26 protein-coding genes, 1 tRNA gene and 2 pseudogenes are annotated in these 22,367 nt (G+C 64.5%); 8 read left to right on the forward strand and 21 right to left on the reverse strand.

The genetic code is table 11. From position 1 onward, the window contains the following. Positions 1-7 precede the first annotated feature (7 nt). The 10 genes from phnN to phnG form a co-directional block, all read right to left on the reverse strand. Complete coding sequence (gene phnN, locus OVA12_RS00905) at positions 8-610, reverse strand: phosphonate metabolism protein/1,5-bisphosphokinase (PRPP-forming) PhnN (RefSeq protein WP_268133756.1); 603 nt, start codon at positions 608-610, stop codon at positions 8-10. A gap of 43 nt (positions 611-653) precedes the next feature. Next, a complete protein-coding gene (locus OVA12_RS00910; protein ID WP_268133757.1) occupies positions 654-1,796 on the reverse strand; it encodes an alpha-D-ribose 1-methylphosphonate 5-triphosphate diphosphatase in 1,143 nt (380 codons plus the stop codon). A gap of 20 nt (positions 1,797-1,816) precedes the next feature. After that, entirely contained in the window at positions 1,817-2,545 is a 729-nt protein-coding gene (locus OVA12_RS00915) for a DUF1045 domain-containing protein (RefSeq protein WP_268133758.1), read from the reverse strand. A gap of 85 nt (positions 2,546-2,630) precedes the next feature. Beyond that, on the reverse strand, positions 2,631-3,266 hold the full coding sequence (locus tag OVA12_RS00920) for a DapH/DapD/GlmU-related protein (RefSeq protein ID WP_268133759.1): 636 nt from the start codon (positions 3,264-3,266) through the stop codon (positions 2,631-2,633). Between the two features lie 19 nt (positions 3,267-3,285). Continuing rightward, complete coding sequence (gene phnL / locus OVA12_RS00925; protein ID WP_268133760.1) at positions 3,286-3,987, reverse strand: phosphonate C-P lyase system protein PhnL; 702 nt, start codon at positions 3,985-3,987, stop codon at positions 3,286-3,288. A gap of 8 nt (positions 3,988-3,995) precedes the next feature. Then, complete coding sequence (phnK, locus tag OVA12_RS00930) at positions 3,996-4,772, reverse strand: phosphonate C-P lyase system protein PhnK (protein ID WP_106753847.1); 777 nt, start codon at positions 4,770-4,772, stop codon at positions 3,996-3,998. 8 nt (positions 4,773-4,780) lie between these two features. Further along, complete coding sequence (locus OVA12_RS00935) at positions 4,781-5,722, reverse strand: alpha-D-ribose 1-methylphosphonate 5-phosphate C-P-lyase PhnJ (RefSeq protein WP_268133761.1); 942 nt, start codon at positions 5,720-5,722, stop codon at positions 4,781-4,783. Continuing rightward, on the reverse strand, positions 5,719-6,867 hold the full coding sequence (locus tag OVA12_RS00940; RefSeq protein WP_268133762.1) for a carbon-phosphorus lyase complex subunit PhnI: 1,149 nt from the start codon (positions 6,865-6,867) through the stop codon (positions 5,719-5,721). The genes OVA12_RS00935 and OVA12_RS00940 overlap by 4 nt, the downstream gene beginning before the upstream one ends. Before the next feature lie 3 nt (positions 6,868-6,870). Continuing rightward, positions 6,871-7,494: a phosphonate C-P lyase system protein PhnH gene (phnH, locus tag OVA12_RS00945; RefSeq protein ID WP_268133763.1), complete on the reverse strand. Its 624-nt coding sequence runs from the start codon at positions 7,492-7,494 to the stop codon at positions 6,871-6,873. Next, the gene (phnG, locus tag OVA12_RS00950) at positions 7,494-7,976 is read right to left on the reverse strand and encodes a phosphonate C-P lyase system protein PhnG (RefSeq protein ID WP_268133764.1); all 483 of its coding nucleotides are present in this window, start codon (positions 7,974-7,976) and stop codon (positions 7,494-7,496) included. Before phnG ends, phnH begins: the two co-directional genes overlap by 1 nt. A 115-nt stretch (positions 7,977-8,091) precedes the next feature. Here phnG and phnF point away from each other — a divergent pair, with 115 nt between their 5' ends. Further along, positions 8,092-8,826, forward strand: a complete 735-nt coding sequence (phnF, locus tag OVA12_RS00955; protein ID WP_268133765.1) for a phosphonate metabolism transcriptional regulator PhnF — start codon at positions 8,092-8,094, stop codon at positions 8,824-8,826. 26 nt (positions 8,827-8,852) lie between these two features. Here the strand turns inward: phnF and OVA12_RS00960 are convergent, their stop codons facing one another. The 6 genes and pseudogenes from OVA12_RS00960 to OVA12_RS00980 all read right to left on the reverse strand — a co-directional run bounded on the left by OVA12_RS00960 (position 8,853) and on the right by OVA12_RS00980 (position 11,930). Next, positions 8,853-9,023 (reverse strand): hypothetical protein, encoded by a 171-nt coding sequence (locus OVA12_RS00960; RefSeq protein WP_268133766.1) that lies wholly within the window; start codon positions 9,021-9,023, stop codon positions 8,853-8,855. Between the two features lie 42 nt (positions 9,024-9,065). Further along, a pseudogene (locus tag OVA12_RS23930) lies at positions 9,066-9,257 on the reverse strand (CHAD domain-containing protein); the annotation flags it as partial. Beyond that, a pseudogene (locus tag OVA12_RS00965) lies at positions 9,253-10,419 on the reverse strand (CYTH and CHAD domain-containing protein); the annotation flags it as partial. The pseudogenes OVA12_RS23930 and OVA12_RS00965, both read right to left, overlap by 5 nt. Positions 10,420-10,505: 86 nt before the next feature. After that, positions 10,506-11,003: a cupin domain-containing protein gene (locus tag OVA12_RS00970; protein ID WP_268133768.1), complete on the reverse strand. Its 498-nt coding sequence runs from the start codon at positions 11,001-11,003 to the stop codon at positions 10,506-10,508. 145 nt (positions 11,004-11,148) lie between these two features. Continuing rightward, positions 11,149-11,742, reverse strand: a complete 594-nt coding sequence (locus tag OVA12_RS00975) for a hypothetical protein (RefSeq protein ID WP_268133769.1) — start codon at positions 11,740-11,742, stop codon at positions 11,149-11,151. A gap of 101 nt (positions 11,743-11,843) precedes the next feature. Beyond that, positions 11,844-11,930: transfer RNA gene (locus tag OVA12_RS00980), tRNA-Leu, on the reverse strand. A gap of 187 nt (positions 11,931-12,117) precedes the next feature. Between OVA12_RS00980 and OVA12_RS00985 the strand changes: the two genes are divergently transcribed. Genes OVA12_RS00985 through OVA12_RS01000 form a run of 4 tightly spaced genes read left to right on the forward strand, consistent with a single transcriptional unit; the run spans position 12,118 to position 13,942 of the window. After that, positions 12,118-12,696 (forward strand): YqaA family protein, encoded by a 579-nt coding sequence (locus OVA12_RS00985; protein WP_268133770.1) that lies wholly within the window; start codon positions 12,118-12,120, stop codon positions 12,694-12,696. 11 nt (positions 12,697-12,707) lie between these two features. Continuing rightward, positions 12,708-13,235: a disulfide bond formation protein B gene (locus tag OVA12_RS00990; protein ID WP_268133771.1), complete on the forward strand. Its 528-nt coding sequence runs from the start codon at positions 12,708-12,710 to the stop codon at positions 13,233-13,235. After that, the gene (locus tag OVA12_RS00995) at positions 13,235-13,492 is read left to right on the forward strand and encodes a hypothetical protein (RefSeq protein WP_268133772.1); all 258 of its coding nucleotides are present in this window, start codon (positions 13,235-13,237) and stop codon (positions 13,490-13,492) included. The genes OVA12_RS00990 and OVA12_RS00995 overlap by 1 nt, the downstream gene beginning before the upstream one ends. A gap of 30 nt (positions 13,493-13,522) precedes the next feature. After that, positions 13,523-13,942 carry a metallopeptidase family protein gene (locus tag OVA12_RS01000; protein ID WP_268133773.1) on the forward strand — a complete coding sequence of 140 codons (420 nt, stop codon included), beginning with the start codon at positions 13,523-13,525 and terminating at the stop codon, positions 13,940-13,942. Between the two features lie 37 nt (positions 13,943-13,979). Here the strand turns inward: OVA12_RS01000 and ppa are convergent, their stop codons facing one another. Further along, complete coding sequence (gene ppa, locus OVA12_RS01005; RefSeq protein WP_268133774.1) at positions 13,980-14,519, reverse strand: inorganic diphosphatase; 540 nt, start codon at positions 14,517-14,519, stop codon at positions 13,980-13,982. Positions 14,520-14,660: 141 nt separating this feature from the next. Then, the gene (locus OVA12_RS01010) at positions 14,661-15,179 is read right to left on the reverse strand and encodes a GNAT family N-acetyltransferase (protein WP_268133775.1); all 519 of its coding nucleotides are present in this window, start codon (positions 15,177-15,179) and stop codon (positions 14,661-14,663) included. 495 nt (positions 15,180-15,674) lie between these two features. On the opposite strand from OVA12_RS01010, the gene OVA12_RS01015 reads away from it, so the two are divergent. Then, positions 15,675-16,070, forward strand: a complete 396-nt coding sequence (locus tag OVA12_RS01015; protein ID WP_268133776.1) for a DUF2794 domain-containing protein — start codon at positions 15,675-15,677, stop codon at positions 16,068-16,070. Between the two features lie 126 nt (positions 16,071-16,196). Here OVA12_RS01015 and OVA12_RS01020 read toward each other — a convergent pair whose 3' ends face one another. From OVA12_RS01020 to OVA12_RS01030, 3 genes are all read right to left on the reverse strand, one after another. Beyond that, a complete protein-coding gene (locus OVA12_RS01020) occupies positions 16,197-16,946 on the reverse strand; it encodes a Bax inhibitor-1/YccA family protein (RefSeq protein WP_268133777.1) in 750 nt (249 codons plus the stop codon). 147 nt (positions 16,947-17,093) lie between these two features. Then, positions 17,094-19,670, reverse strand: a complete 2,577-nt coding sequence (locus OVA12_RS01025; protein ID WP_268133778.1) for an ABC transporter permease — start codon at positions 19,668-19,670, stop codon at positions 17,094-17,096. Further along, positions 19,667-20,392: an ABC transporter ATP-binding protein gene (locus OVA12_RS01030; RefSeq protein WP_268133779.1), complete on the reverse strand. Its 726-nt coding sequence runs from the start codon at positions 20,390-20,392 to the stop codon at positions 19,667-19,669. The genes OVA12_RS01025 and OVA12_RS01030 overlap by 4 nt, the downstream gene beginning before the upstream one ends. A gap of 81 nt (positions 20,393-20,473) precedes the next feature. Here OVA12_RS01030 and OVA12_RS01035 point away from each other — a divergent pair, with 81 nt between their 5' ends. After that, positions 20,474-21,127, forward strand: a complete 654-nt coding sequence (locus OVA12_RS01035; protein ID WP_268133780.1) for an arylesterase — start codon at positions 20,474-20,476, stop codon at positions 21,125-21,127. A 93-nt stretch (positions 21,128-21,220) separates the two neighbouring features. Beyond that, positions 21,221-22,273, forward strand: a complete 1,053-nt coding sequence (locus tag OVA12_RS01040; RefSeq protein WP_268133781.1) for an aldo/keto reductase — start codon at positions 21,221-21,223, stop codon at positions 22,271-22,273. The last annotated feature ends 94 nt before the right edge of the window (positions 22,274-22,367 follow it).

Raw genomic sequence — 22,367 nt, forward strand, 5'->3', positions numbered from 1 at the left:
CGAACCGTCAGTCCGGCGCGGAGATGGCGGCCCGCATCAGGGCAAGGCTGTCGGCAATGGAGCCGGTGTTGTCGATGCGGATGAGGCCGTCGATCCCTGGCATGTCGAGATCGGCCTGATCAAGACGGGCCTCGATCTGCTCGCGGGTTTCGCGGCCACGGGCAGCAAGGCGCTCTGCGAGGATTTCGCGCGGGGCGGTGATCAGCAGCACCCGGACATGGGCGTACTTGGCCTGAGCCAACGGCAGCGCGCGGCGGGCACCGTTGGCGATGACTGTCAGACCCTGCCGCACGGCCGTATCGACGTTCGGCGGCAGGATGTAGCCGAGACCATGCGCTTCCCAGGCCAGAGCGACCTCGCCGCAGGCGCAGCGGCGGTCATACTCGGCCCGGTCGATGACGTCGTGGTCCTCCGTTGCCCCGTCAGCGGCGCGGGTGATCTGGCGGCGGGCGAAGACGAAGCGGGGATCAGCGCTGAGATCGGCCCGCAGCGCGTTCATCAGCGTGTCCTTGCCCGCTCCGCTCGGCCCGACAACCAGAACAAGCCGACCGGGACCGACCGGAGCCGTGCGCCCAGTCTCGAGACTGTCCATTGCTGCGATGTCGGTCATGTCCGGCTCCGTCTGGACGTCCGCCTTCCGGCGATTTTCGGCTTCAGGCGACGCGGCGGCCTTCGCGCCAGACACCGCGCACCACCGGCACGGATCCGACCATGCGCACCTGCACCAGATCGGCGCGCCGGCCTTCGACGAGGCGGCCGCGGTCATGCAGGCCAGCCATTTCCGCCGGGGTCGAGGTGACCATGGCCATGGCCTTGGGCAGCGTCAGGCTGTCGATCTCGTCGGCCAGCTGGAACGCGGCCTGCAGCAGGGAGGCCGGAACATAGTCCGACGAAAGAATGTCGAGACAGCCGTCTTCCGCCAGGGCCTTGGCCGAAACGTTGCCGGAGTGGGAGCCACCGCGCACCACGTTCGGGCCGCCCATCAGCACGCCCATGCCGGCGGCATGGGAGGCGCGGGCCGCTTCCAGGGTGGTCGGGAATTCGGCGATGCGGGTGTTGAGGCTGATCGCCTCGTCCACATGCGCAACCGTGGCATCGTCATGGCTGGCGATGATCACGCCATGTTCGGCGGCGATGGCAGACAGGAGCTTGCGGTTGCGCGGAGCGATGTCATCGGCACGGGCGCGGCGCTTCTCGATGAACTCGGCCATCTGCTCGTCGGTGAAGCCCTTCTTGGACTTGTAGTAGAGCTTGTAGGCGTCGAGGGAGACGAACTGGCGCTGACCGGGGGTATGGTCCATCAGCGAGATCAGCTTGACGAGCGGATCATGGCCGAAGATCTCGAAGCCATCCATCACGTCCGGCGCCGACACTTCGCAGCGCAGGTGGATGAAGTGGTCTGCGCGGAGGCGATTTTCTGCCCGGGCGGTCTCGATGGCATCGGCCAGCAGGCGCATGTCGTCGGCCTTGAGATCCGCGTCCTCATCCATGCCGAGGCGCAGCGCGTCGAACACGGTGGTGATGCCGGCGCAGGCAATCTGCGCGTCATGGGCCTGGACGGAGGAAACCGGGTTCCAGCGCACCTTCGGACGCGGGGCGTAATGCACCTCGAGGTGGTCGGTGTGCAGCTCGACCAGCCCGGGGATGAGATAGTCACCCTCGCAATCATGGCCATGCGAGGCAGCGCCGCTGGCAATGCCGGAAATCAGGCCGGCGCGGATGTCGAGGCTGCCGTCGATCACTTCATCGGGAAGTACGAGGCGGGCGTTGCGGAAGCTGTGGGTCATTTCGGTCATGAACGGATCATCCTGAAAAGTCACAGAGCCTGGCCAAGGGCCGGCTCAGTCGGCGCAAGGGCGCCGGTCAATGGCAGCACATCCACCATCTTGAAGGGGGCGTTGCGCTCGGGTTCGCAGAAAAGGCCAAGGCTGGCGATGGCGTGCGGGCGGCGGATGACAGAGGCGAAATACGTCTCTGCCGCCTGCTGCAGCGCCGCGCGCGCGACGTCGTCATCCAGCTTCACCGACAGCGTCATGTGAAAGCGGAAGTCCTCGAAGATGTAAGGATAGCCCCAGGCGGCGAGCAGCTCCTGCTGGCGGGCGTTGAGGCCGGAGGCCATGCGCCGGGCAATGTCGGCCTCGCTGAGGGGAGCGCGGAACGGCTCGAAGGCGGTGACGCAGGCGGCGGCAAAGGCGTTCAGCTCGGCGCTTGCCGGCTGCGGCGTCAGGGCGAGGAAGCGGCCGAGAAGGGTCACGTCCAGCGCCGGGATCTCGAAGACGGCCGCGCGGGCGCAGAAACGGCGGAAGCCGTCGACTAGCTCGGCCTCGCTGATCCCATCCTTCAGCGAGAACGGCGCCTTCAGCGTAGCGTGGAAGCCGTAGCGGCGTGGATCGGTCGTCAGGCTTGCCACCTCGTCCGCCGTCAGCCCGTCTACCTCCGGCTGCGTCAGCGGGGTGTCCGTCACGGCATCGCGGCCGAGCCATGTGGCGCCCAAGCGGGTCAGCTCCGCATCGACGGGGGCGGTGTAATAGATGGCGTAACGCATGGATGGCTAACTTTCGGACGACTTCCTGATAATGGCAGAGCGCTTAGAGGGCGAGCGTGTCGGTTCGATGACAGTTTTGCGGCGATCAGCGCTCCGGATCGTAGCTATCGCAAAAGGCGGCTATGTCCGCCTGTTGAAAATCACTGAGCCGGGAAAAAATCAGCTCATCCGGCCAGTCCCACCAGCGGATGCGGCCAAGCCGTGCCGCGATCCCGGGTGCGAAGCGGTCACGGATCCGCCGCGCGGGTACACCGCCGACGATGGTGTAGGGCGCCACATCGCGGCTGACGACGGCGCCGGCTGCGATCACGGCGCCGTCGCCCACGGTCACTCCGGGCAGGAGGATGGCGCCGTGGCCGATCCAGACATCATTGCCGATGAGGACACGGGCGGCGCGGCGGTCGGCGAAGAAGCCGGCGTCGCGGGTGGCGGCCGGGTCATAGTATTCCGGGCAATAGGTGAATCGGTGCTGCGAAGGCCGGTCCATCGGGTGGTTCGGCGCGCCGATCCGCACCGAATTGGCGATGGCTGTGAACTTGCCGATCACCGTATCCGCCGCCTCGCAATATTCGCCCAGATAGCTGAAGTCGCCGATGCTGGAATATTCCAGCCGGGAGTGGGCCAGCACCTCGCAGTGCCGGCCGATCGTCACCTCGCGCTGGCGCACGGTGGCATGGACCACCGTTTCCGCCAGCTTTGCCTGTGCCTTGACGCTGTCCATCGCCAGTTCCCCTGTCCGATCAGGCTGCCCGGGCCGAGAAGCCCGAGACGTCGACGACGCGGTCGGCGATGACCTCGCGCACGTCGAGGTCATGCAGGATGCCGAGCATGGCGACGCCCTGCTGCTTCTTTTCATTGACGAGGTCGATCACCACCGCGCGGTTGGCGGCGTCCAGCGAGGCCGTCGGCTCGTCCAGCAGCAGCAGCGGGTAATGGGCAATGAAGCCGCGGGCGATGTTGACGCGCTGCTGTTCGCCGCCGGAGAAGGTGGCGGGCGGCAGGGTCCACAGGGTTTCCGGCACGTTCAGACGGGCCAGCAGGTCGCGGGCGACCTTGCGGGCGGCGGCCTCGCCGGTTCCTTGGGCGATCAGCGGTTCGGCGACGACGTTCTCGGCCGACACGCGCGGGATGACGCGCAGGAACTGGCTGACGTAGCCGATGGTCTTCTGCCGCAGGGCAAGCACCTGACGCGGGGCGGCAGTGGCGATGTTGACGATCTTCTCGTCTTCGGTGACCAGGATCTGACCGCGTTCGCAGCGGTAGTTGCCGTAGATCATCTTCAGGATCGAGCTCTTGCCGGCGCCGGAGGGGCCGCCAAGCACGACGCATTCGCCGGCATCCACCGCAAAGCTGACACCAGCCACCACGGGAATGGCCAGACCGCCCTGCAAATGCATGGTGAAGGTCTTGCCGACGTCATTGAGACAAAGACGGGTGCGCATGGGAGACCTCAGACCTGGAGAATGGAAGAGACGAGAAGCTGGGTGTAGGGCGCCTGCGGGTCGTCCAGCACCTGATCGGTCAGGCCGGTCTCGATCACCTCGCCATTGCGCATGACGATCATGCGATGCGAGAGCAGGCGGGCGACGGCGAGATCATGCGTGACGATGACCACCGACAGGCCGAGATCGGCCACGAGGCCGCGCAGCAAGTCCAGAAGGCGCGCCTGCACCGACACGTCGAGACCGCCGGTGGGCTCGTCCATGAACACAAGGCGCGGACCGGTGACGAGATTGCGGGCGATCTGCAGGCGCTGGCGCATGCCGCCGGAGAAGGCGCGCGGGTCGTCATCGATGCGGGTGCCGTCGATCTCGACGCGCTCGAGCCAGTCAAGCGCCGTGCCACGGATGTTGCCATAGTGGCGGTTGCCGACAGCCATCAGCCGCTCGCCGACATTGGCGCCAGCCGACACGGTCATGCGCAGGCCATCGGCGGCGTTCTGGTGCACGAAGCCCCAGTCGGTGCGCATCAGGAAGCGGCGTTCGGCCTCGGTCAGCTGGAACAGGTCGCGCATCGCGCCGTCGCGCATGCGGTACTCGATGGCACCGGCGGTCGGGGCGAGGCGGGTGGCGAGGCAGTTCAGGAGGGTGGTCTTGCCAGAGCCGCTCTCGCCAACGATGGCCAGAACCTCGCCCGGCCACAGTTCGAAGGAGACATCGCGGCAGCCGATCCGGTCGCCGTAGAAGCGGGTGACGCCGCTGGCCCGCAGCAGGGGCTCTTCGCTCAGAAAGTCGGTCATTCGCCCGCCTCCGTCTTGGCTGCGCCGGATGATTTGCCGGCTAAATGCGATGCTGCCGGATTGGCGGCCATGTCGCCGACATGCCCCTCGGCGCGGCGTTCCTCGCAATAGTCGCTGTCGGAACAGACGAACATGCGCCCGCCCTGGTCATCGAGCACCACTTCATCGAGATAGACATGCCGCGCGCCGCAAAGGCCGCAGGGCTTGTCGAACTTCTGCACCTCGAAGGGATGGTCGTCGAAGTCGAGGCTCTTGACCTTGGTGTAAGGCGGGATGGCGTAGATGCGCTTCTCGCGGCCAGCGCCGTAGAGCTGCAGCGCCTTCATGTTGTCGATCTTCGGATTGTCGAACTTCGGCGTCGGCGATGGATCCATCACGTAGCGGTCGGCGACCTTCACCGGATAGGCATAGGTCGTGGCGATGCGGCCGTGGTGGGCGATGTCCTCGTAGAGCTTCACATGCATGAGGCCGTATTCCTCAAGCGCGTGCATCTTGCGGGTCTCGGTCTCGCGCGGCTCCAGGAAACGCAACGGCTCGGGGATCGGAACCTGGAAGACGAGGATCTGGTCCTCGGTCAGCTCCTTCTCCGGGATGCGGTGCCGGGTCTGGATGATCGTGGCGTCCTTCGTCGCCGAGGTGGTCTTCACCTGGGCCGTCTTTTCAAAGAAGCCACGGATCGCGACCGCATTGGTGGTGTCGTCGGAGCCCTGGTCGATGACCTTCAGCGTGTCCTCGCGGCCCAGCACGGCGGCGGTCACCTGCACGCCGCCGGTGCCCCAGCCGTAGGGCATGGGCATCTCGCGGGCCGCGAAGGGAACCTGGTAGCCGGGGATGGCAATGCCCTTGAGGATGGCACGGCGGATCATCCGCTTGGTCTGCTCGTCCAGATAGGCGAAGTTGTACTCGCCCTCGGTCTCGGTGATGGCAACTGCGGTCATTCTGCTGCCTCCTTCTCGCTTGTGCCCGTCGGTCCGGATCCGATGGCTTCGCTGGCTGCGGCCTGGTCTGCGGCTTGCCGGTCGAACCACTCCCCGCGCATGCGCCGAACCAGATCCAGCTCGGCCTGGAAGTCGACGTAGTGAGGCAGTTTCAGGTGTTCGACAAAGCCGGTTGCCTGGACGTTGTCCGAATGGGACATGACGAATTCCTCGTCCTGCGCCGGGGCGGTGCGTTCCTCGCCCAGCTCCTCGCAGCGCAGCGACCGGTCGACCATGGCCATGGACATGGCCTTGCGCTCGACCTGGCCGAAGACGAGGCCGTAGCCGCGGGTGAACTGCGGCGGGACCTTGGCCGAGCCCTTGAACTGGTTGACCATCTGGCACTCGGTCACGTTGATACGGCCGAGCGGCACGGCAAAGCCCAGTTCCTCGGCGAAGAACTCCACCTCCACCGCGCCATAGCGGATCTCGCCGGCGAAGGGATGGGTGCGGCCGTAGCCGCGCTGGGTGGAATAGGCCAGCGCCAGCAGGAAGCCCTCGTCGCCTCGGGCAAGATTCTGCAGCCGCAGGTCACGGCCCGCAGGGAAGGACAGCGGTTCGCGCGTCAGGTCGCCAACTGCGGCGGTCTCTTCCGGCTGCACGTCTTCCTCGATCAGGCCTTCACCGCTGAGGAGATCCGTGACGCGCGGCATGGCGGTCTCGGTCACCTCGGCCGTCAGCGGCGCGTCCAGTTCGCCATCGGCGGCGAGCTTGAAGTCGAGCAGACGGTGGGTGTAGTCGAACGTGGGGCCGAGCAGCTGGCCGCCCGGCAGGTCCTTGAAGGTGGCCGAGATGCGGCGTTCGACCAGCATTGCGCCAGTGTCGACCGGCTCGCTGTAGCCGAAGCGCGGCAGCGTGGTGCGGTAGGCGCGCAGCAGGAACACGGCCTCGATCAGGTCGCCGCGCGCCTGCTTGATGGCCAGCGCTGCCAGACCCTCATCGTAAAGCGAACCTTCGCCCATGACACGGGCCACGGCGATGGCGAGCTGACCGGCGATCTGTTCCAGCGTCAGGCCGGGGACCGACCGGTCGCCCCGGCGCTTGGTGGCCATGAGGCGATGGGCGTTGCGGATGGCCTTCTCGCCACCCTTGACGGCAACATACATGGTTCAGGCCTCCGACCGGGTGATGCTGGTGGAACGGGGCAGGCCGACGATCTCGTTGCCCGCGGCAAAGACCATGTCGACCCCGCGCGGGAACAGGCGGGTGTTGTCCTCAGCCTGGTCCCAGAAGGTGACGGGCACGGGCGAGACGCGCAGCGGCTGCGTCGTCTCGATGCCCGGACCGGTCAGTGTGACGGCCTTGCCGCCCGTAAAGCTGTCGACGCCGATCAGCAGCGTCGTCGAGCGATCCGGATATTCCAGCGTGCCAAGCGCGAAGCTAGACAGGGCCGGCAGCGTCCTGGCGTCGCTGACGAGGGCAAAGGTCGCCTCCAGCGGGGAGGTCACGACCGGCGCGCCGGTGTGGAACTTGAGGAACTGGCCGACGGCGTCCACCCGGGCGAGCGCCGGATCGAGCCACAGCGGCGTGTCATAATCGGCGAGGGCCAGAGCCATAGCGGCGAGCGCTGGCGTCAGCGGAGCGGGCGGCTGGATGCCGGCGGCGTCGATGGCCGTCAGGCGGCCAGGGCGCGACAGCGCCATCATGACCGAACGGAAAACCTGCTGACCCTGGTGCACCGGATCGGAGAAACCCGGGCTGAGGGCGGCGGCGGATAGCGGGCGGGCAGTCATCAATCGTCTCCGCGAACCATGGTGAAGAAATCGACCTTCGTTGCCGCCGTTTCGGCGCGGACGGTGGCATCGGCAGCAGCGGCCCTGGCGGCCAGGGGGGCGACGATGGCCTCTTCGACCTTGCCGGTCATGTCCGGCAACTGCCAGAGGGCATCGACGAGGGCGGCGTGCAGGGCCTTCTGCTTGGAGCGGCCCATGACATAGGACGATCCGGCGACGCCGTTCTCGAGCCGGACGACGCAGCGGGTCACTGTGACTTCGCCAAGGTTGAAGGGGGCACCGGTGCCACCCATGCGGCCGCGCACCATGACGAGGCCGGTCTCCGGAGCCCGCACCATCTCGTGGGCGGGCAGGGGCAACAAGGCGTTCAGGGCGGTGGCAAGGTCTTCGGGAGAGGCGGAAGCCAGCGCGGCCATCATGCGGCGGCGGGCGTCAGCGGAAAGGTCGGAGGATGCGGATTGCGGCGGGGCTTCAGCAGGCATGGCCATGCTCCTCAGCGTCTTGGATCAGGCAGGCATCGTTCTAGACTTGATTTGTCTATTTGTATAGACGAATTTTTTGATTGACTGACTGATAGCGAAAATTGATGACGAACCCATGACGCAGCGAGTGAACATCGACCGGGGCGCGGGCATTGCCGTCTGGCGGCAGATTGCAGAATGGGTGCGGGCAGAGGTGAATGCCGGCACTTTCGAGCAAGGCAGCCGCCTGCCGACTGAAACGGAGATTGCGGACCGTTTCGGCGTGAACCGGCACACGGTTCGCCGTGCCATCGCGGCGTTGACGGCGGAGGGCATCCTGCGCGCTGATCAGGGGCGCGGGACCTTCGTGACCGGCCAGCCGATTTCCTATCCGATCACGTCACGGACGCGGTTTTCCGAGATCATCACCAGCCAGTCGCGGGAGCCCGGCGGCAGCCTGATCGGTTCGGCCGTCGAGGAGGCAGATGCGCTGCTGGCCGGATGGCTCGAGGTTCCGGTCGGAACCTTGCTGATCCGCATGGATACGCTAAGCGTTGTCGACGGGGTGCCGTTGATGGTTGGCGCCGCCTGGCTGGAGCAGGCCCGGTTTCCGAGCCTGCTGCGCGACTATGCCGAGACCAATTCGTTGACGGCGGCGCTGAAACGCGCCGGCATCGAGGATTATACGCGCAAGGAAACCCGCATCAGTGCCGAACTGGTCGACCCGGAAGATGCGCGCCTGCTGGAAGTTCCCTTGGGCACGCCCGTGCTGATCATGGAAAGCGTCAATCTCGATCCGGACGGCCGCCGCATCCAGTATGGCCGCGCTCGGGTTGCCGCCGAGCGGATCCAGATCGTCGTTCCGAACTGATCAGGCTGGCGCCCGAAATCTGGCTTTCAGCGCCAGTATTTCGGTGCCTTGCTGGCCTCTTCCCAGGACTTCTGAGCGAGCCGCCAGGCATGGCGCGCCTCGGCTTCATGCCAGCCAATGACGAAGCCGCAGCTCTGGGCAAGATCCGTCCCGGTCTGGCCTGCCGGCAAGGGCAGATCGAGCAGAAGCTCGGCCATGGCGACGTCATTGAGATAGCCGAACACATCCTGCAAGGACTTCAGGCGTTTGAGATAGGCCCGCCGTTCGGTCTTCTGCGAAAGACCTGCGAAGAACTCGAGGCCATAGCGGAATTTCTTCAGTGCCTTGCGCATGTCGTGCCGTTCGGGGATCGTCAGGCTCGACAGACGGCTGCCGTATTTTTGCAGCCGGTGCCACTGGCCGTCCAGCGCCACACCGCAGAAGTCGGTCACCGGAACGGCGAGCCTTTCGCTCTGGCTGATGTCTTCCGGAGCAATTCCAGCCGCGCGTCTCGGTGTAGGTCGCAAGGTCGAACAGGAAGTCGTTGAAGGTCTGGCTGGCGAGGAGCGCTGCGATCTCTTCGCGGCGTTCCGAGCGCAGTGTTTCGAGATACCGCTCCAGCTGGGCCAGATCGATCCGCGCCGGTGCCGCTGCCAGAAGCGGGGCGACAATATCGGCTGCGAGGACGTCGAGATCGCGCAAGCGGCCGACGGCAAGGGCAAGACGCTGCGCCGCATCATCCAGCGGACCTGTGCTGCGTGGATTGATGATGGGACGGAACAGGCGCAGGGCCGTGCGGAGGCGCCGCAGCCCGACCCGTAGCTGATGCGGGCCTTCCGGATCGAGACCCGACAGGATGGCGCTGCGGTTCTGCGCAATCTGGTGCAGGCAGGACCGCAGGATGGCGTGATAGGCGCGCTCAGCCGAGATGGACGCCGAGAGCGTGACATCTTCAGCCAGCGCGGGGGTGTCATCTGCCCTGATTGGCAGACCCTTGGCCAGCCGGTCGCCGCGCTCGGCCTTGCTCAGGCTGGAGAAGCGGAACGGGCGCGGGCCGACCAGCTGGCGGGCCACAGCATAAAGGGCAGCGATCGAACCGGACTTCAGTTCCAGTTCCAGCTCGGTGAGGGGCTGTCTCAAGGCTCCGGCGACGACTTCGCCCTGATCGACCGCAACTTCAACGCTGCTGCCATCGGCCGTCTTCACCATCCGCAAGTTGCGGTTGATGATAGTTTCGAACCGCGGTGCGAGCGGCTGATCAGCCAGCACGGCCTCGATTTCGGCCCGTGCGGCTTCATCGGGCACGGCAGCGAGATCGAACTGTGACGAGCTGACCGTTACCTCATACTCGCGGGGGGAATGCAGGCCGCTGCCGGTGCTGTCACCGGGCAGCTTGACGGTCTGGATCCACTGTTTGCCCTTGAGGCGTACCCGAGCGGCAATGCGCGCCTTGGCGAGCGCCGTGTCCGGTGTGTCGTAATAGATAGACCGCAGGGTCTGCGTCTTGCTTTTGCCAGCCTCAAAGCCGAATGGCAGCGCGACCGAAGCGATCGCGGCAGCATCTTCCGGCGCCAGTTCGAGCTTCAGCTCGATTTCCCTGTTCGTCGTAACCATGCGGAGGTTTTAGCGAAGCATGCATTCGCTGTCCAGAAAGATGCAACAGGTGCACCTTTGTTTGGCAGAAAATCGCTCCGGGGCGGTCAGCGACGGAACAGCCGCCGGAGCCTGGCTTCGACCTTCATGGCCATGGAGACGATCCAGGGGATCGGGCGGCGATTGAAGGCAATCTTGCGGACATAGACCGGGACATGCCAGACAGCATGGGTGCCGGCGGGAAACAGCATGCTGACGCCGGGACGGCCGACATAGGTGTTGCCCCTGTCGTCGGTGACATGCACCTCGCCTTCGAGGAACAGGACGGTTTCATCCCACTCGAAGTACCAGTTGAACTTGCCGGCGGTGCAGTCCCAGTGGTCGGTGGATGACCAGCCGTTGGTGCCCATCGACAGGCTGTCCAGCCGGGCCTGAGGGGTGCCGTCGATGATCCATTCCTTGCGAATCGGCGCGCTGCGCAGGGAGGTCTTGGTCAGGGCGGCATAGGCGAAGGCGGGCGGCTCGGAAACGATCTTGATCGTGCCACTCGGGTCAGTTTGGTCACTGGTCTCAAAGCTGAAGCTGCCGTTTTCAGCAATCGTCATGATCTCGCCTCGTCTATGTCCTTTGGCGCCTCTTGCGGGCGCCTGTTGTGACATCAGGTGTCTCACAACCCTGATTTCAGTCAGGTTTAACGGAGGCTGGATGAAGCTGCTGATTGCAAAAGCGGTTAATCAATGGTCGCCAGTTTCAATCAACTTGTCGGCTATACCTTGGAGCTTCTTGAGTCCAGCTCTCGATGTCATGCGGCCGGCCTTCCTGATCGGCGAAGGCGACGATGTCGCGGGCAAGGATTGCCTCAAAGAGGGGCCGGGAGGTGACGACCATACGGCGCCCGCGGTCGAAGATGAGCAGCTCGAAGCCCTGGGCAATCCGTTCGCGCAGATAGGGGACCGCGTCACTGGTTTTCCAGGTCAGCGGACGAGCCGGATCGACGAACATCACGTAGACCCGCTCGACCGGATCGCGGTGGAAATAGGCGCCGGCATCCAGTGGGTGCGGGATGCGATTGCGGTCGGGTGAGTTCGTGACGCGCGCAGACAGGTAGGCGCAATGATAGGCGAGGCACGCCTCGGGGCGCTCCGGCGCACCGAAGATCGCGCAGCCGCCGCCCTCAATGTGACTGCAAGGCCGGTACATGGGCTTGTCGAGGGGGCCGATTTCGGGAAGTTCGCAGCAATAGGTGCAGGTCCGGCACCACGATACGCGCGCACCAGCGTCCTTGTTGCGTTTAGCCTGCCCCATGCATCTCCCCCGTGCGCTGGCTGCCTTGTCGCGCGACAATCGAGGATTTCCGCTACAAGCTCAAGCAGCTCGCAGGCAAAACAGACGTTTAGGAATAGAGATTTGCCGCACTGGACGCCTGGCGAGACTGTTCGCCGGCTTGGTGCCCCTGGCCCGACTCGAACGGGCACTCCTTCACAGGAAACGGATTTTGAATCCGCCGCGTCTACCAATTCCGCCACAGGGGCCTGTGTCGTTGGTGGGCGACTATAGCCACAAAGGAACCTGCGTCAATCGCTTTGCCGTCGCTATCCCGTGAGGATTGCAGTGCTACAAACGCCGGTGAAAGTGGCCGTGCCACACTGCTGCAGCCGTGACAAATCATGGGCAGACCAGTATGCAGACAGCCATGTTTAAAGGGGATTGCGACCTGAGATGTTGAGACGCCTGTACGACTGGACCCTTTCGCTTGCCTCCGGCCCACGTGCACCTGCTGCGCTGAGCACGGTTTCCTTCATCGAAAGCTCGTTCTTTCCGATCCCGCCGGATCTTCTCCTGATCCCGATGGTCATCGCCAAGCGCGAGAAGGCCTGGTGGTATGCCTTCCTCTGCACCATCGCCTCGGTGCTGGGCGGCGTGGCCGGCTATTTCATCGGAGCCTTCCTGTTCGACCAGATCGCCCGACCGATCCTCGACTTCTATGGTTACATGGGCAAGTTCGACGAGTTCAGCGCCGTCTTCAACGAGTGGGGCTGGTGGTTCGTGTTCTTCGCCGGCCTGACGCCATTTCCCTATAAGGTGATCACGATTTCTGCCGGCGCGACGGGTCTGTCCATGCCGGTGTTCCTGGCGGCGAGCATCGTCTCGCGCGGACTGCGGTTCTTCATGGTGGCGGGGCTCCTGTACCTGTTCGGGCCGGCGATCCGCGACTTCATCGAAAAGCGTCTTGGCCTTGTTTTCACCGTGTTCGTGGTGCTGCTGTTCGGCGGATTTGCCCTGATCAAGTTCCTCTGAAGGAGTTTTCCATGTCTGCATCCGGCTCCTCTGCTGCCCGTCTGGCCCTCCTGGCAAACGGGCTGATCGTGGCCGGAGGCGGCGCGGCGATTGCCGTTGCCTGGGGCTTTCAGCTCATCGGCGGCTACAGTCCCTGCAAGCTCTGCCTGGAGCAGCGCGTTCCTTACTATGTCGGGCTGCCTCTCGGCCTTGCGGCGCTGGCGCTGCTCCTGACGCGTCGCTACGGGCTGGCGGCGGTGCTCCTGGTTCTGGTCGCCCTCGTCTTTGCCTATGGCGCTGGTCTTGGCGTCTATCAGGCCGGGGCGGAATGGCAGTTCTGGGCCGGTCCGAGCGATTGCGGCGGCGGCTCCGGCGCACCGTCCTCGGCGGCCAACATGCTGCAAGCCCTGCAGTCGGCGCGTGTCGTTTCCTGCACGGAAGCGAGCTGGCGGCTGCTGGGGCTGTCCTTTGCCGGCTGGAATGTGGTGGCATCCGGCGGCGTTGCCGTTCTGGCGCTCATCGCAGCCGTCCTTTCGCGCAAGGCAAAGAAGGAGGCGTGATGGGCGAGCGGGAGCGGCGGGAAAAGGCGCAGGCCGAGGAAGCGCGCAAGGCGCTGGCACGGGTGCAAGCGGAAAGCGAGACCCTGCTCGGGTCGGCGACCCGGCGGATGGCGTCGCACGCGCGGGACCATCTTGGCGGGGCGGACAAGGACCAGGACGACAGGATCGAAGTCTGGGGCACACGCATCGGCCGATCGCTCGGCCTCGTCTTTGCTGCGGGGCTTCTCATCTATCTGTTCGTCACCTATGTGAAGTGACCGTTGGCCACAGCACAGGTGACATTCGACGTGACCAATCCCGTTTCCCTCTGGTCCGGCCTCAGCGCACCGGATCTGGCCACCTTCGAGGCGATTGCCGCCGAGGCCTATGCCGGTCTGCCGGACGAGTTCCGCGCCCTTTGCCGTGACCTTGTCATCAGCATCGAGGATTTCCCGACGGACGAGATGCTGGAAAGCGTCGAGCTGGAGGATCCCTTCGACCTTCTGGGGCTGTTTCAGGGCGCAGGCCTGCCGCAAACAGGCGGGGCGTTCTTTACCGGGCAGGAACCCAACCGTATCTGGCTGTTCCGCCGGCCAATTCTCGACTACTGGGCAGGCTACGAGGAAAGCCTTGGCGATGTGATTGCCCATGTGCTCGTGCACGAGATCGGCCATCACTTCGGCCTGTCCGACGAGGACATGGAAACAATCGAGGCCGCAGCGGACTGACCGCGCGGCCTCGATGAAGCTCGAAAAGGGGAAGCGCTTACTTGGCTTCTTCAGCCTTGGCGCGCTCGATCGCCTCGACGATGAGCTTGCGGGCGACGTCCGGGCCTTCCATGCCCGTGACCTTGACCCACTTGCCGGGCTCGAGATCCTTGTAATGCTCGAAGAAGTGCTTGATCTGGGCGATGGTGATCGCCGGCAGGTCGTCAACCGACTGCACCTTCTCGTAGCGCTTGGTCAGCTTGGAGCTGGGCACGGCGATGATCTTCTCGTCCTGGCCGCCTTCGTCTTCCATGATCAGCACGCCGATCGGGCGGCAGCTCATGATCGCGCCCGGCACGATCGGACGCTGGTTGGCGACGATCACGTCGATCGGGTCGCCGTCGCCACACAGGGTGTGCGGAACGAAGCCGTAGTTCCCCGGGTAACGCATCGGGGTGTACAGGAACCGGTCGACGTACATCGCGCCAGCGGCCTTATCCATCTCGTACTTGATCGGCTCGCCACCGACGGAGACTTCGATGATGACGTTGATTTCTTCCGGCGGGTTCTTGCCAATCGGCACGGCATCAATACGCATGGGATTGCTCCTTGAGTTGGTGCGCAGGTCTATTGCAGCCCGCGAAGATCCGCGCAAGCGCCAAGTGTTGCGTTGCAACGAAAAGCCGATGTGGTTGGCAGCTTGAAGGAGTTTTTCCGGTCTCTGACGGCGAAATCTCGATCAGGACGGGCGCGCGGGCCAGCAATACACCAACAGTTCCAGTTTCCTGCCGCCGGTCGTATGCCAGCTGCGGCTGCTGAGGCGGCCACCCATGGCACGGTAGAAGCCGCAGGCCGGGGTGTTGTCGCCCAGAACACGCACGGCAAGGCCTGGCATTCGCCGGTCTTCGAGGTTCCGTCTGGCGGCCTCGAACAGCTGCCGGCCAAAGCCGAGGCCCTGATAGTGGGGATGCAGGTAGAGCTCGTAGATCTCGCCCGCCGTCGCAAGGCCGCGCATCCGGCAGGGTCCGGACGTGGCATAGCCAGCCACTTCGCCGCTGACCTCGAGCAGGTCGATGTTGACGCCGCGTGCCAGCGCGTCAGACCACCAGCGCGGTGTGCGGTTGGTGACAAGCCGTTCCAGATCGAGGCCATCGAGCAGCCCGCGATAGGCACCGCGCCAAGCAGCAGCGTGGACGTCAGCAAGGGCTGCTGCATCCGCCTGGCGTGCCGGACGGGTCTCGACGAGCTGTGTGTTCATGTTGCGATGATACAGCTGCGGCGGCTGCTGGCAAAAGGAACCTTGCGTGCCAGGCAGCCTGACGGCGATTTTTCGGTAATCGGGGCAGGCGCGGTACGCGATCCGGCTTCCGGATAGGAAAAGGGCCGGCGACAAGGCCGGCCCTTCAGGTGCCCCGCCCGCGTACGCGAGCACTTTTGTCCGGATTGGCCTGGTCCCCGGGGGGCTGGGGGGCTGATGCGTACCGAGGGCCTTACCTGTCCGGACCGGACGGGGAATGATTGAAATATGGGGGTGCAATTTGGCTTGTGAAGGGCTCAATTGAGGCAAAACAAAGGTTTTTGGGCCTGCTTTGCCGCAGTGCCAGCCCTTTGCCGGCAAGGCATGACGAGGGTTGCCAAGGCCTTGCGGATGGGGGCATCATGACAGTGACGTGACAAGCACGTGGGGCCGTTCTGCGGTCCCGGAGTGGACTTGATTTTCCCGAGGGCAGACAGCCCGTCAGCCGGAGGCGTCATGAACGAGTGTGACCCGGAAGCATCCGAACGCGGCGGCGAGCGACAGGATCCGATTCCGCTCGCCGCGTCCCAGGTTCCCGCCCCCCGGCCGGTCGTTGCCTTTGACCGGCGTGAACTGGACCAGATCCTCAGGCTGTATGGCCGGATGGTCGCGGATGGCGAGTGGAGAGACTACGCCATCGATCTCATGAAGGATCGCGCCGTCTTTTCCGTGTTTCGCCGGTCGAGCGAAATGCCCCTCTACCGCATCGAAAAAGATCCCAAGCTCGCCCGCAAGCAGGGCGCCTACAGCGTGGTCGCGTCCGGAGGGATGATCCTGAAGCGCGGGCACGAACTCACATCCGTGCTGAAGGTCCTGGAGAAGAAGAAGCATCTCAGGCTCGTGGACGCCTGAGTGTGCCTGCCGGGCGGTTCATGGCCGCGCCCGCGGCTGCGCGTCGCGTGCGGGAAGACGAAAAGGGCTCGCCAAAAGCAAAAGGCCCGGGCATTGCCCGGGCCTTTTTCTGTTCGTTCGTCCCGCTTATTCGCGGTTGCCGAAGAGCTGCAGCAGCATGAGGAAGAGGTTGATAAAGTCGAGGTACAGACGCAGTGCGCCCATGATCGACTTCTTGGCAGCCACTTCGCTGTCGTCGCCTTCGTAGTACATTTCCTTGATCTGCTGGGTGTCATAGGCGGTCAGGCCGGAGAAGACCAGAACACCGATCACCGAGATCGCGAACTGCAGGGCCGAGGAGGCCAGGAAGATGTTCACGAGCGAGGCGATCACGATGCCGATCAGACCCATGAACAGGAACGAACCCCAAGCCGACAGGTCCTTCTTGGTGGTGTAGCCGTAAAGGCTCAGCGCACCGAAGGAAGCGGCGGTGATGAAGAACACGCGGGCGATGGAGCCGCCGGTGTAGACCATGAAGATCGACGACAGCGACACACCCATCACGGCGGCGTAGACCCAGAAGGTGAGCTGCGCGGTGGCGGCGCTCATCGACTGAATGCGGAAGCTCAGGAACATCACCATACCCAGCGGGGCGAGCATCACGACCCACTTCAGCGGGCTGAGATAGATCGCCTGGCCAAGCGCGGTGAGCTGGCCGGAGCTGTCCACGGCAAAATTCGCGATGCCAAGGGCAAACAGGCCGGTGATGGCCAGGCCAATGGTCATGTAGTTGTACACGCCCAGCATGTAGGAGCGCAGGCCCTGGTCAATGCCGGCATCGGCGTAGCGGCCGGCGACCGCGTAGGGCGTCTGGTTGTTCCGGTCGAACGACGACATGTCAGTTATCCCCTTTTCGGTAACGTGGAAGCGAAGGCTTCCGAACCCGTTTGCCATAGAATATGGGAAAAATACGTTACCTGAACAAGACGCCCCTTACGAAAAAACCATTACAGATTGTCCATGTGTGGCCACGAAGCCCTGTGACTAGAGATTGCGCAGCACCGGCGCAGGTTTTTTGCCGAGAACGCGCCAGGTTCCGACAAGCCCGAACCCGACCGTCAGCACCAGGGCGCCAAGGACAGCACCGATGGCGGTGGCCGGAAGCAGGGTGAAATTGCCGTCCATGATGCCGGTGATGACGAACCAGGCCGCAGACGCTCCGGCCGCAAGCGCGAAGATGGCCGTGGCCAGTCCGAGCATGGCGTATTCCAGCGCATAAGCCAGGATTAGCCTCGCCCGGGTTGCGCCAAGGGTCTTCAGGATCACGGCATCATAAATGCGGCTGCGGTTTCCGGCAGCCAGCGCGCCGGCCAGCACGAGTACACTCGCGATCAGCGTGATTGACGAGGCAGAGCGAATGGCCAGCGCGAGCTGCTCGACGATGGAATTGACCTGCGTCAGGGCATCCTTGACGCGGATCGAAGTCACCGTCGGGAAGGCCGTCGAGACGGTCTTGAGCAGTGCCAGCTCCCGCTCGGAACTCACATCCGGATCCCATGTGACGGTCATGAGATGGGCGTGGGGCGCGCCGGCGAAGGTGTTGGGGGAGAAGACCATGACGAAGTTGATTGCAAGGCTCTCCCATTCCACCGTGCGGGTGTTGGCGAGGCGCGCCGTGATCTCGCGGCCGAGGACATTGACGGCGACGGTATCGCCGATGTTCAGCCCGAGACCTGTTGCCAGTTCGTCGTCGAAGGAGACCAACGGCTCGCCGCTGTAGCCTTCGGGCCACCACTGGCCCTTAACCAGCGTGGAATTGGCCGGCAGGCTGGCTTCATAGGTGATGCCCCGGTCACCGCGCAGCACCCAGGCCGCATCGGAAGACACTTTCACCTGGTCGGAGGGCACGCCGTTGACCTTGGTGAGGCGTCCGCGCAGCATCGGCACGCTCTGGATCTTGGCGTCGGACGCTTCCTGCTTCAGCAGGGTTTCGAATGCGTCACGCTCGGCGCTCTGGATGTCGATGAAGAAGAAGCTGGGTGCCTTCTGGGCAATCGTCGCGTTCAGCTCCTTGCGCAGATTGCCGTCGATCAGGGCAAGGGCGACCAGCAGCGTCAGGCCAAGACCCAGCGACAGGACCACCGACGGGGTCAGCGCGCCGGGCCGATGGATGTTGGCGATGGCGAGACGCAGGGCGGTTGAACGCACCATCGGCATGCGCCGGGCGAGCGCCATGATGCCGCGCGCCACCGCAAGCAGCATCAGGAACGAGCCGGCCGATGCGCCGACATAGATCAGGGCGATCCGCTTGTCCTGCGCAAGGAAGATCGCAATTCCGGCCAGCGCAAGTGCCGCAATGCCGGTTGCCACCAGATAGCGGCGGCGGGGGCTGCTGCGGCGTGCATCAACCTGGTCGCGGAACAGCGCGGTTGGCGGAATGTCATGCGCCCGGCCCAGCGGCCACAGGGCAAAGGCCAGTGCGGTCAGCAGTCCGTACAGGAGGCCAAGGCCGAGTTCGAGCGGGTAGATGGACAAGGCCAGCTTGATCGGCAGCACGCCAGCCAGCGCTGCACCGGCGACAAACGGCAGGATCGCGCCGATAACGAGGCCAATGCCGATGCCGATGGCGGCGATCAGCATCACCTGGATCAGGTAGATCATGAAGACCAGATTGCCGGTCGCGCCAAGGCACTTGAAGCTGGCAATCACTTCGCGCTTGGTCTCGAGGAAGCCTCGCACCGCATTGGCCACGCCGACGCCGCCGACCACAAGCGCGGTCAGGCCGACAAGCGTCAGGAACTGCGCGAATTGTCCGATGCTGCGCTGAAGTCCGGGGGCGGAATTGGCGCGGGACTGGATGCGCCAGCCGGCATCCGGAAACTTTTCGCGAGCGGCAGTCATCACGGCCCGAGCGTCGGCATCGGATGTGGCGGGCGGGAGCAGCACGCGGTAGGACCAGTTGACCAGACTGCCCGGCTGTACCAGCCCGGTTGCCGGCAGGGCGGCGTCGGAGAGCAGCAGCCGGGGACCGAATTCCAGCCCTTCGGACAGTTTGTCCGGTTCGCCGGCAATCACGCCGGTCAGACGAACGGTGCTGCGCCCCAGCGACAGCGTGTCCCCGACGGACAGGCCAAGGCGTGCGAGCAGTGTTGCGTCCGCCAGGGCGCCGGGCAGGCCATCCGGACCGGCCGCAAGACGGGTTGCGACGTCGCCGCCTCCCTCAATAGTGAAGCGCCCGACAAGCGGATAGGTCTGGTCGACGGCCTTCAGCTCGACCAGCGCCTGATCGCTGCCGTCCGCACGGCGGGCCATGGCACGAAGCGTTGCCACGCGGGACGTTTCACCGAGGCTCTCGATATAGGCCAGTTCCTGTGCGCTGGCCTCGCGATGAACAAGGCGGAACGCCAGATCGCCGCCAAGGATCGTCTGGCCCTCGCTGAGGATGCCTTCTGTCAGGGCGCGGGAGACGGAAGTCACGCCGGAGATCGCGGCAACGCCAAGCGCAATGCAGGCGATGAAGATGTAGAAGCCCTTCAGTCCGCCGCGCAGCTCGCGAAGGGCAAAGCGAAGCGCCAGCCTTGCGGTTCCAAGGCTGTCCTGGGCCGGAACAAAGGCGCTCATGCCGGTTGCCCCACGACCTGTCCCACGGGGCGCGGCGAGCCGGCACGCTCGCCTTCGATTTCGCCAGAACGCAGCCGCACGACACGGTCGCAGCGCTCGGCCAGGGCCGGATCATGGGTGACCAGCACCAGCGTGGTGTTGTGGCGGGTTCTGGCCGAGAACATCAGGTCGATGATCTGTTCGCCGGTTGCGGCGTCGAGGTTGCCGGTCGGCTCGTCGGCGATCAGGATCGCAGGCTCGACCACAAGGGCACGGCCGACGGCAACGCGCTGCTGTTCGCCGCCCGACATCTGCGCCGGGTAGTGGGACAGGCGATGGCCAAGGCCGACGGCCTCCAGTTCGGCCTTCGCCTTCTCGAAGGCGCGCCGGTCGCCGGCCAGTTCCAGCGGCACCGCGACATTTTCAAGCGCAGTCATGTTGGGAACGAGGTGGAAGGACTGGAAGATGATGCCAACATTGCGGCCACGAAACCGGGCGAGCTGATCCTCGCTCATCGGGGAGAGGTCCGTCCCGGCGACCTGCACCGCCCCGCTGTCGGCGCGCTCCAGCCCAGCCATGACCATCAGCAGCGTCGACTTGCCTGAACCAGAGGGCCCAACAAGTCCGACAGAGGATCCGGTCTGGATGTCCAGGTCGATACCCTTCAGGATGTGGACCCGTCCGGCTCCCTCGCCAAGGGTCAGGTGAACGTCCTTGAGGGCGATGGCTGGTCCAGACGTCATGGTCATCCCTATATAAAGGTGATCTGCAGAGGCATGCTGTGCCAGCATATGGGGCCAAATCAGGGAGTGATCCAGACCGCCATGCGTTCGTTCTTGTATCTGTTTGTGACAATCGCAACGCTAGCCCTGCCTGTCGCCGCATCAGCGCAGAGCGGTCCGGCATCTGCCAGTGGCGGGGAACCCATGGAAATTGTCGTTCTGGGCGACAGCCTGTCGGCTGGTTATCTGTTGGCACCGAACGAGGCCTTTCCAGCGCAGCTGGAGCGCGAGCTGAAGCAGAAGGGGCATAACATTTCCGTGATCAATGCGGGCGTGTCCGGCGATACATCGAGCGGCGGCCTTGCCAGGCTCGACTGGTCGGTCCCGCCGACAGCGGATGCGGTGATTGTCGAACTGGGGGCCAATGACGCGCTGCGGGGCATCGATCCTGCCGCCACCCGCAGCAACATCGATTCCATCGTTGCCCGCCTGACGCAACGCGGGGTCAAGGTTCTGGTGGCCGGCATGCTGGCACCGCGCAATCTCGGTGAAGATTATGCGGCCAGGTTCGATCCCATTTTCTCCGATGTCGCCAGCGCGCATGGCGCACTGCTCTATCCGTTCTTTCTGGAGGGCGTGGCGATGAAGCCGGAACTCAATCTGTCGGATGGAATGCATCCGACCGGTGAGGGGGTTTCGGTGATCGTCAAGGGTATGCTACCGCTTGTCGAGGAACTGATCGGGCGCTCCCGCTGAGGTGTGCTTGCGGTTCCATCCTCTTCCACGGCCGGCTCGCCTCTGCCCTGCCGTATCCCTATGACCAGCACCAGCTCTGACCAGGACAAACCGATGGACCTTCGCCGTCTCGGCCGCACCGATGTTGCGGTCAGCAAAATCTGCCTTGGAACCATGACCTTCGGCGAGCAGAACACCGAAGCCGAAGGACATGCCCAGCTCGACCGTGCCTTTGCCGCTGGCGTCAATTTCCTCGATGCAGCAGAGCTTTATCCGATCCCGCCGCGTCCGGAAACGCAGGGACGTACCGAACGCATCATTGGCACCTGGCTGAAGGCGCGGGGCTTGCGTGACAAGGTTGTCGTGGCGACCAAGGTCGTTGGCCGCTCGGACATGACCCATTTCCGCAAGGACGGGTCTGAAGGCAGGCTGACCGCAGCCCAGATCAACGAAGCGGTGGACCGCAGCCTGATCAATCTGCAGACCGACTACATCGACCTGTATCAGGTTCATTGGCCGGACCGGAACGTCTCCGGTTTCGGATCCAACCCGAACCGTTGGGCCGATCCTGAGCCGCTGAGCGACGAAACGCCGATCGAGGAGACGCTTGAGGCGCTGACGGACTTGGTGAAGGCTGGCAAGGTGCGCCACCTCGGCCTGTCGAACGAAAGCCCCTGGGGGACGATGTCCTACCTGAAGGCGGCGGAGTTGCGCGGGCTGGAACGGGTGGTGTCGATCCAGAACGCCTACAATCTCGTCAACCGGACGTTCGAATCCGGCCTTGCCGAGGTGGCGCTGCGCGAACAGGTCGGGCTGCTGGTCTATTCCGCCCTCGGCCAGGGCTATCTGACTGGAAAGTACCGCAACGGGGCGCTGCCGGGGGGATCGCGCAAGGCGCTGTTCAACCGCCTGCAGCGCTATGAAAAGCCGGGAGCCGAGGTGGCGATCAACGCCTATGTGGACCTTGCCCGCGACGCTGGCCTTGATCCGTCGCAGATGGCGATTGCCTTTGCCTTGTCGCGCAGCTTCGTCACCAGCGTGATCATCGGCGCGACCAGCCTTGCCCAGCTCGAGACTGCACTGGGCGCGGCGGACTTGCGCCTGCCGGCTGATGTCCTGAGCCGGATTGACGATCTGCATCAGCTTTACGGCAATCCCTGCCCGTAACGCTTCGCGCACAGGCCGGTCTTCGGGGGGGGGCTGTTCCGATGCGCTTGCCGCGAATCAGCTGGCTCTGTCCACTGCGTCAGAGCCGGCTTTG

Origin of the sequence: Pannonibacter sp. SL95, from assembly GCF_026672425.1 — a bacterium.
Classification (GTDB): domain Bacteria; phylum Pseudomonadota; class Alphaproteobacteria; order Rhizobiales; family Stappiaceae; genus Pannonibacter.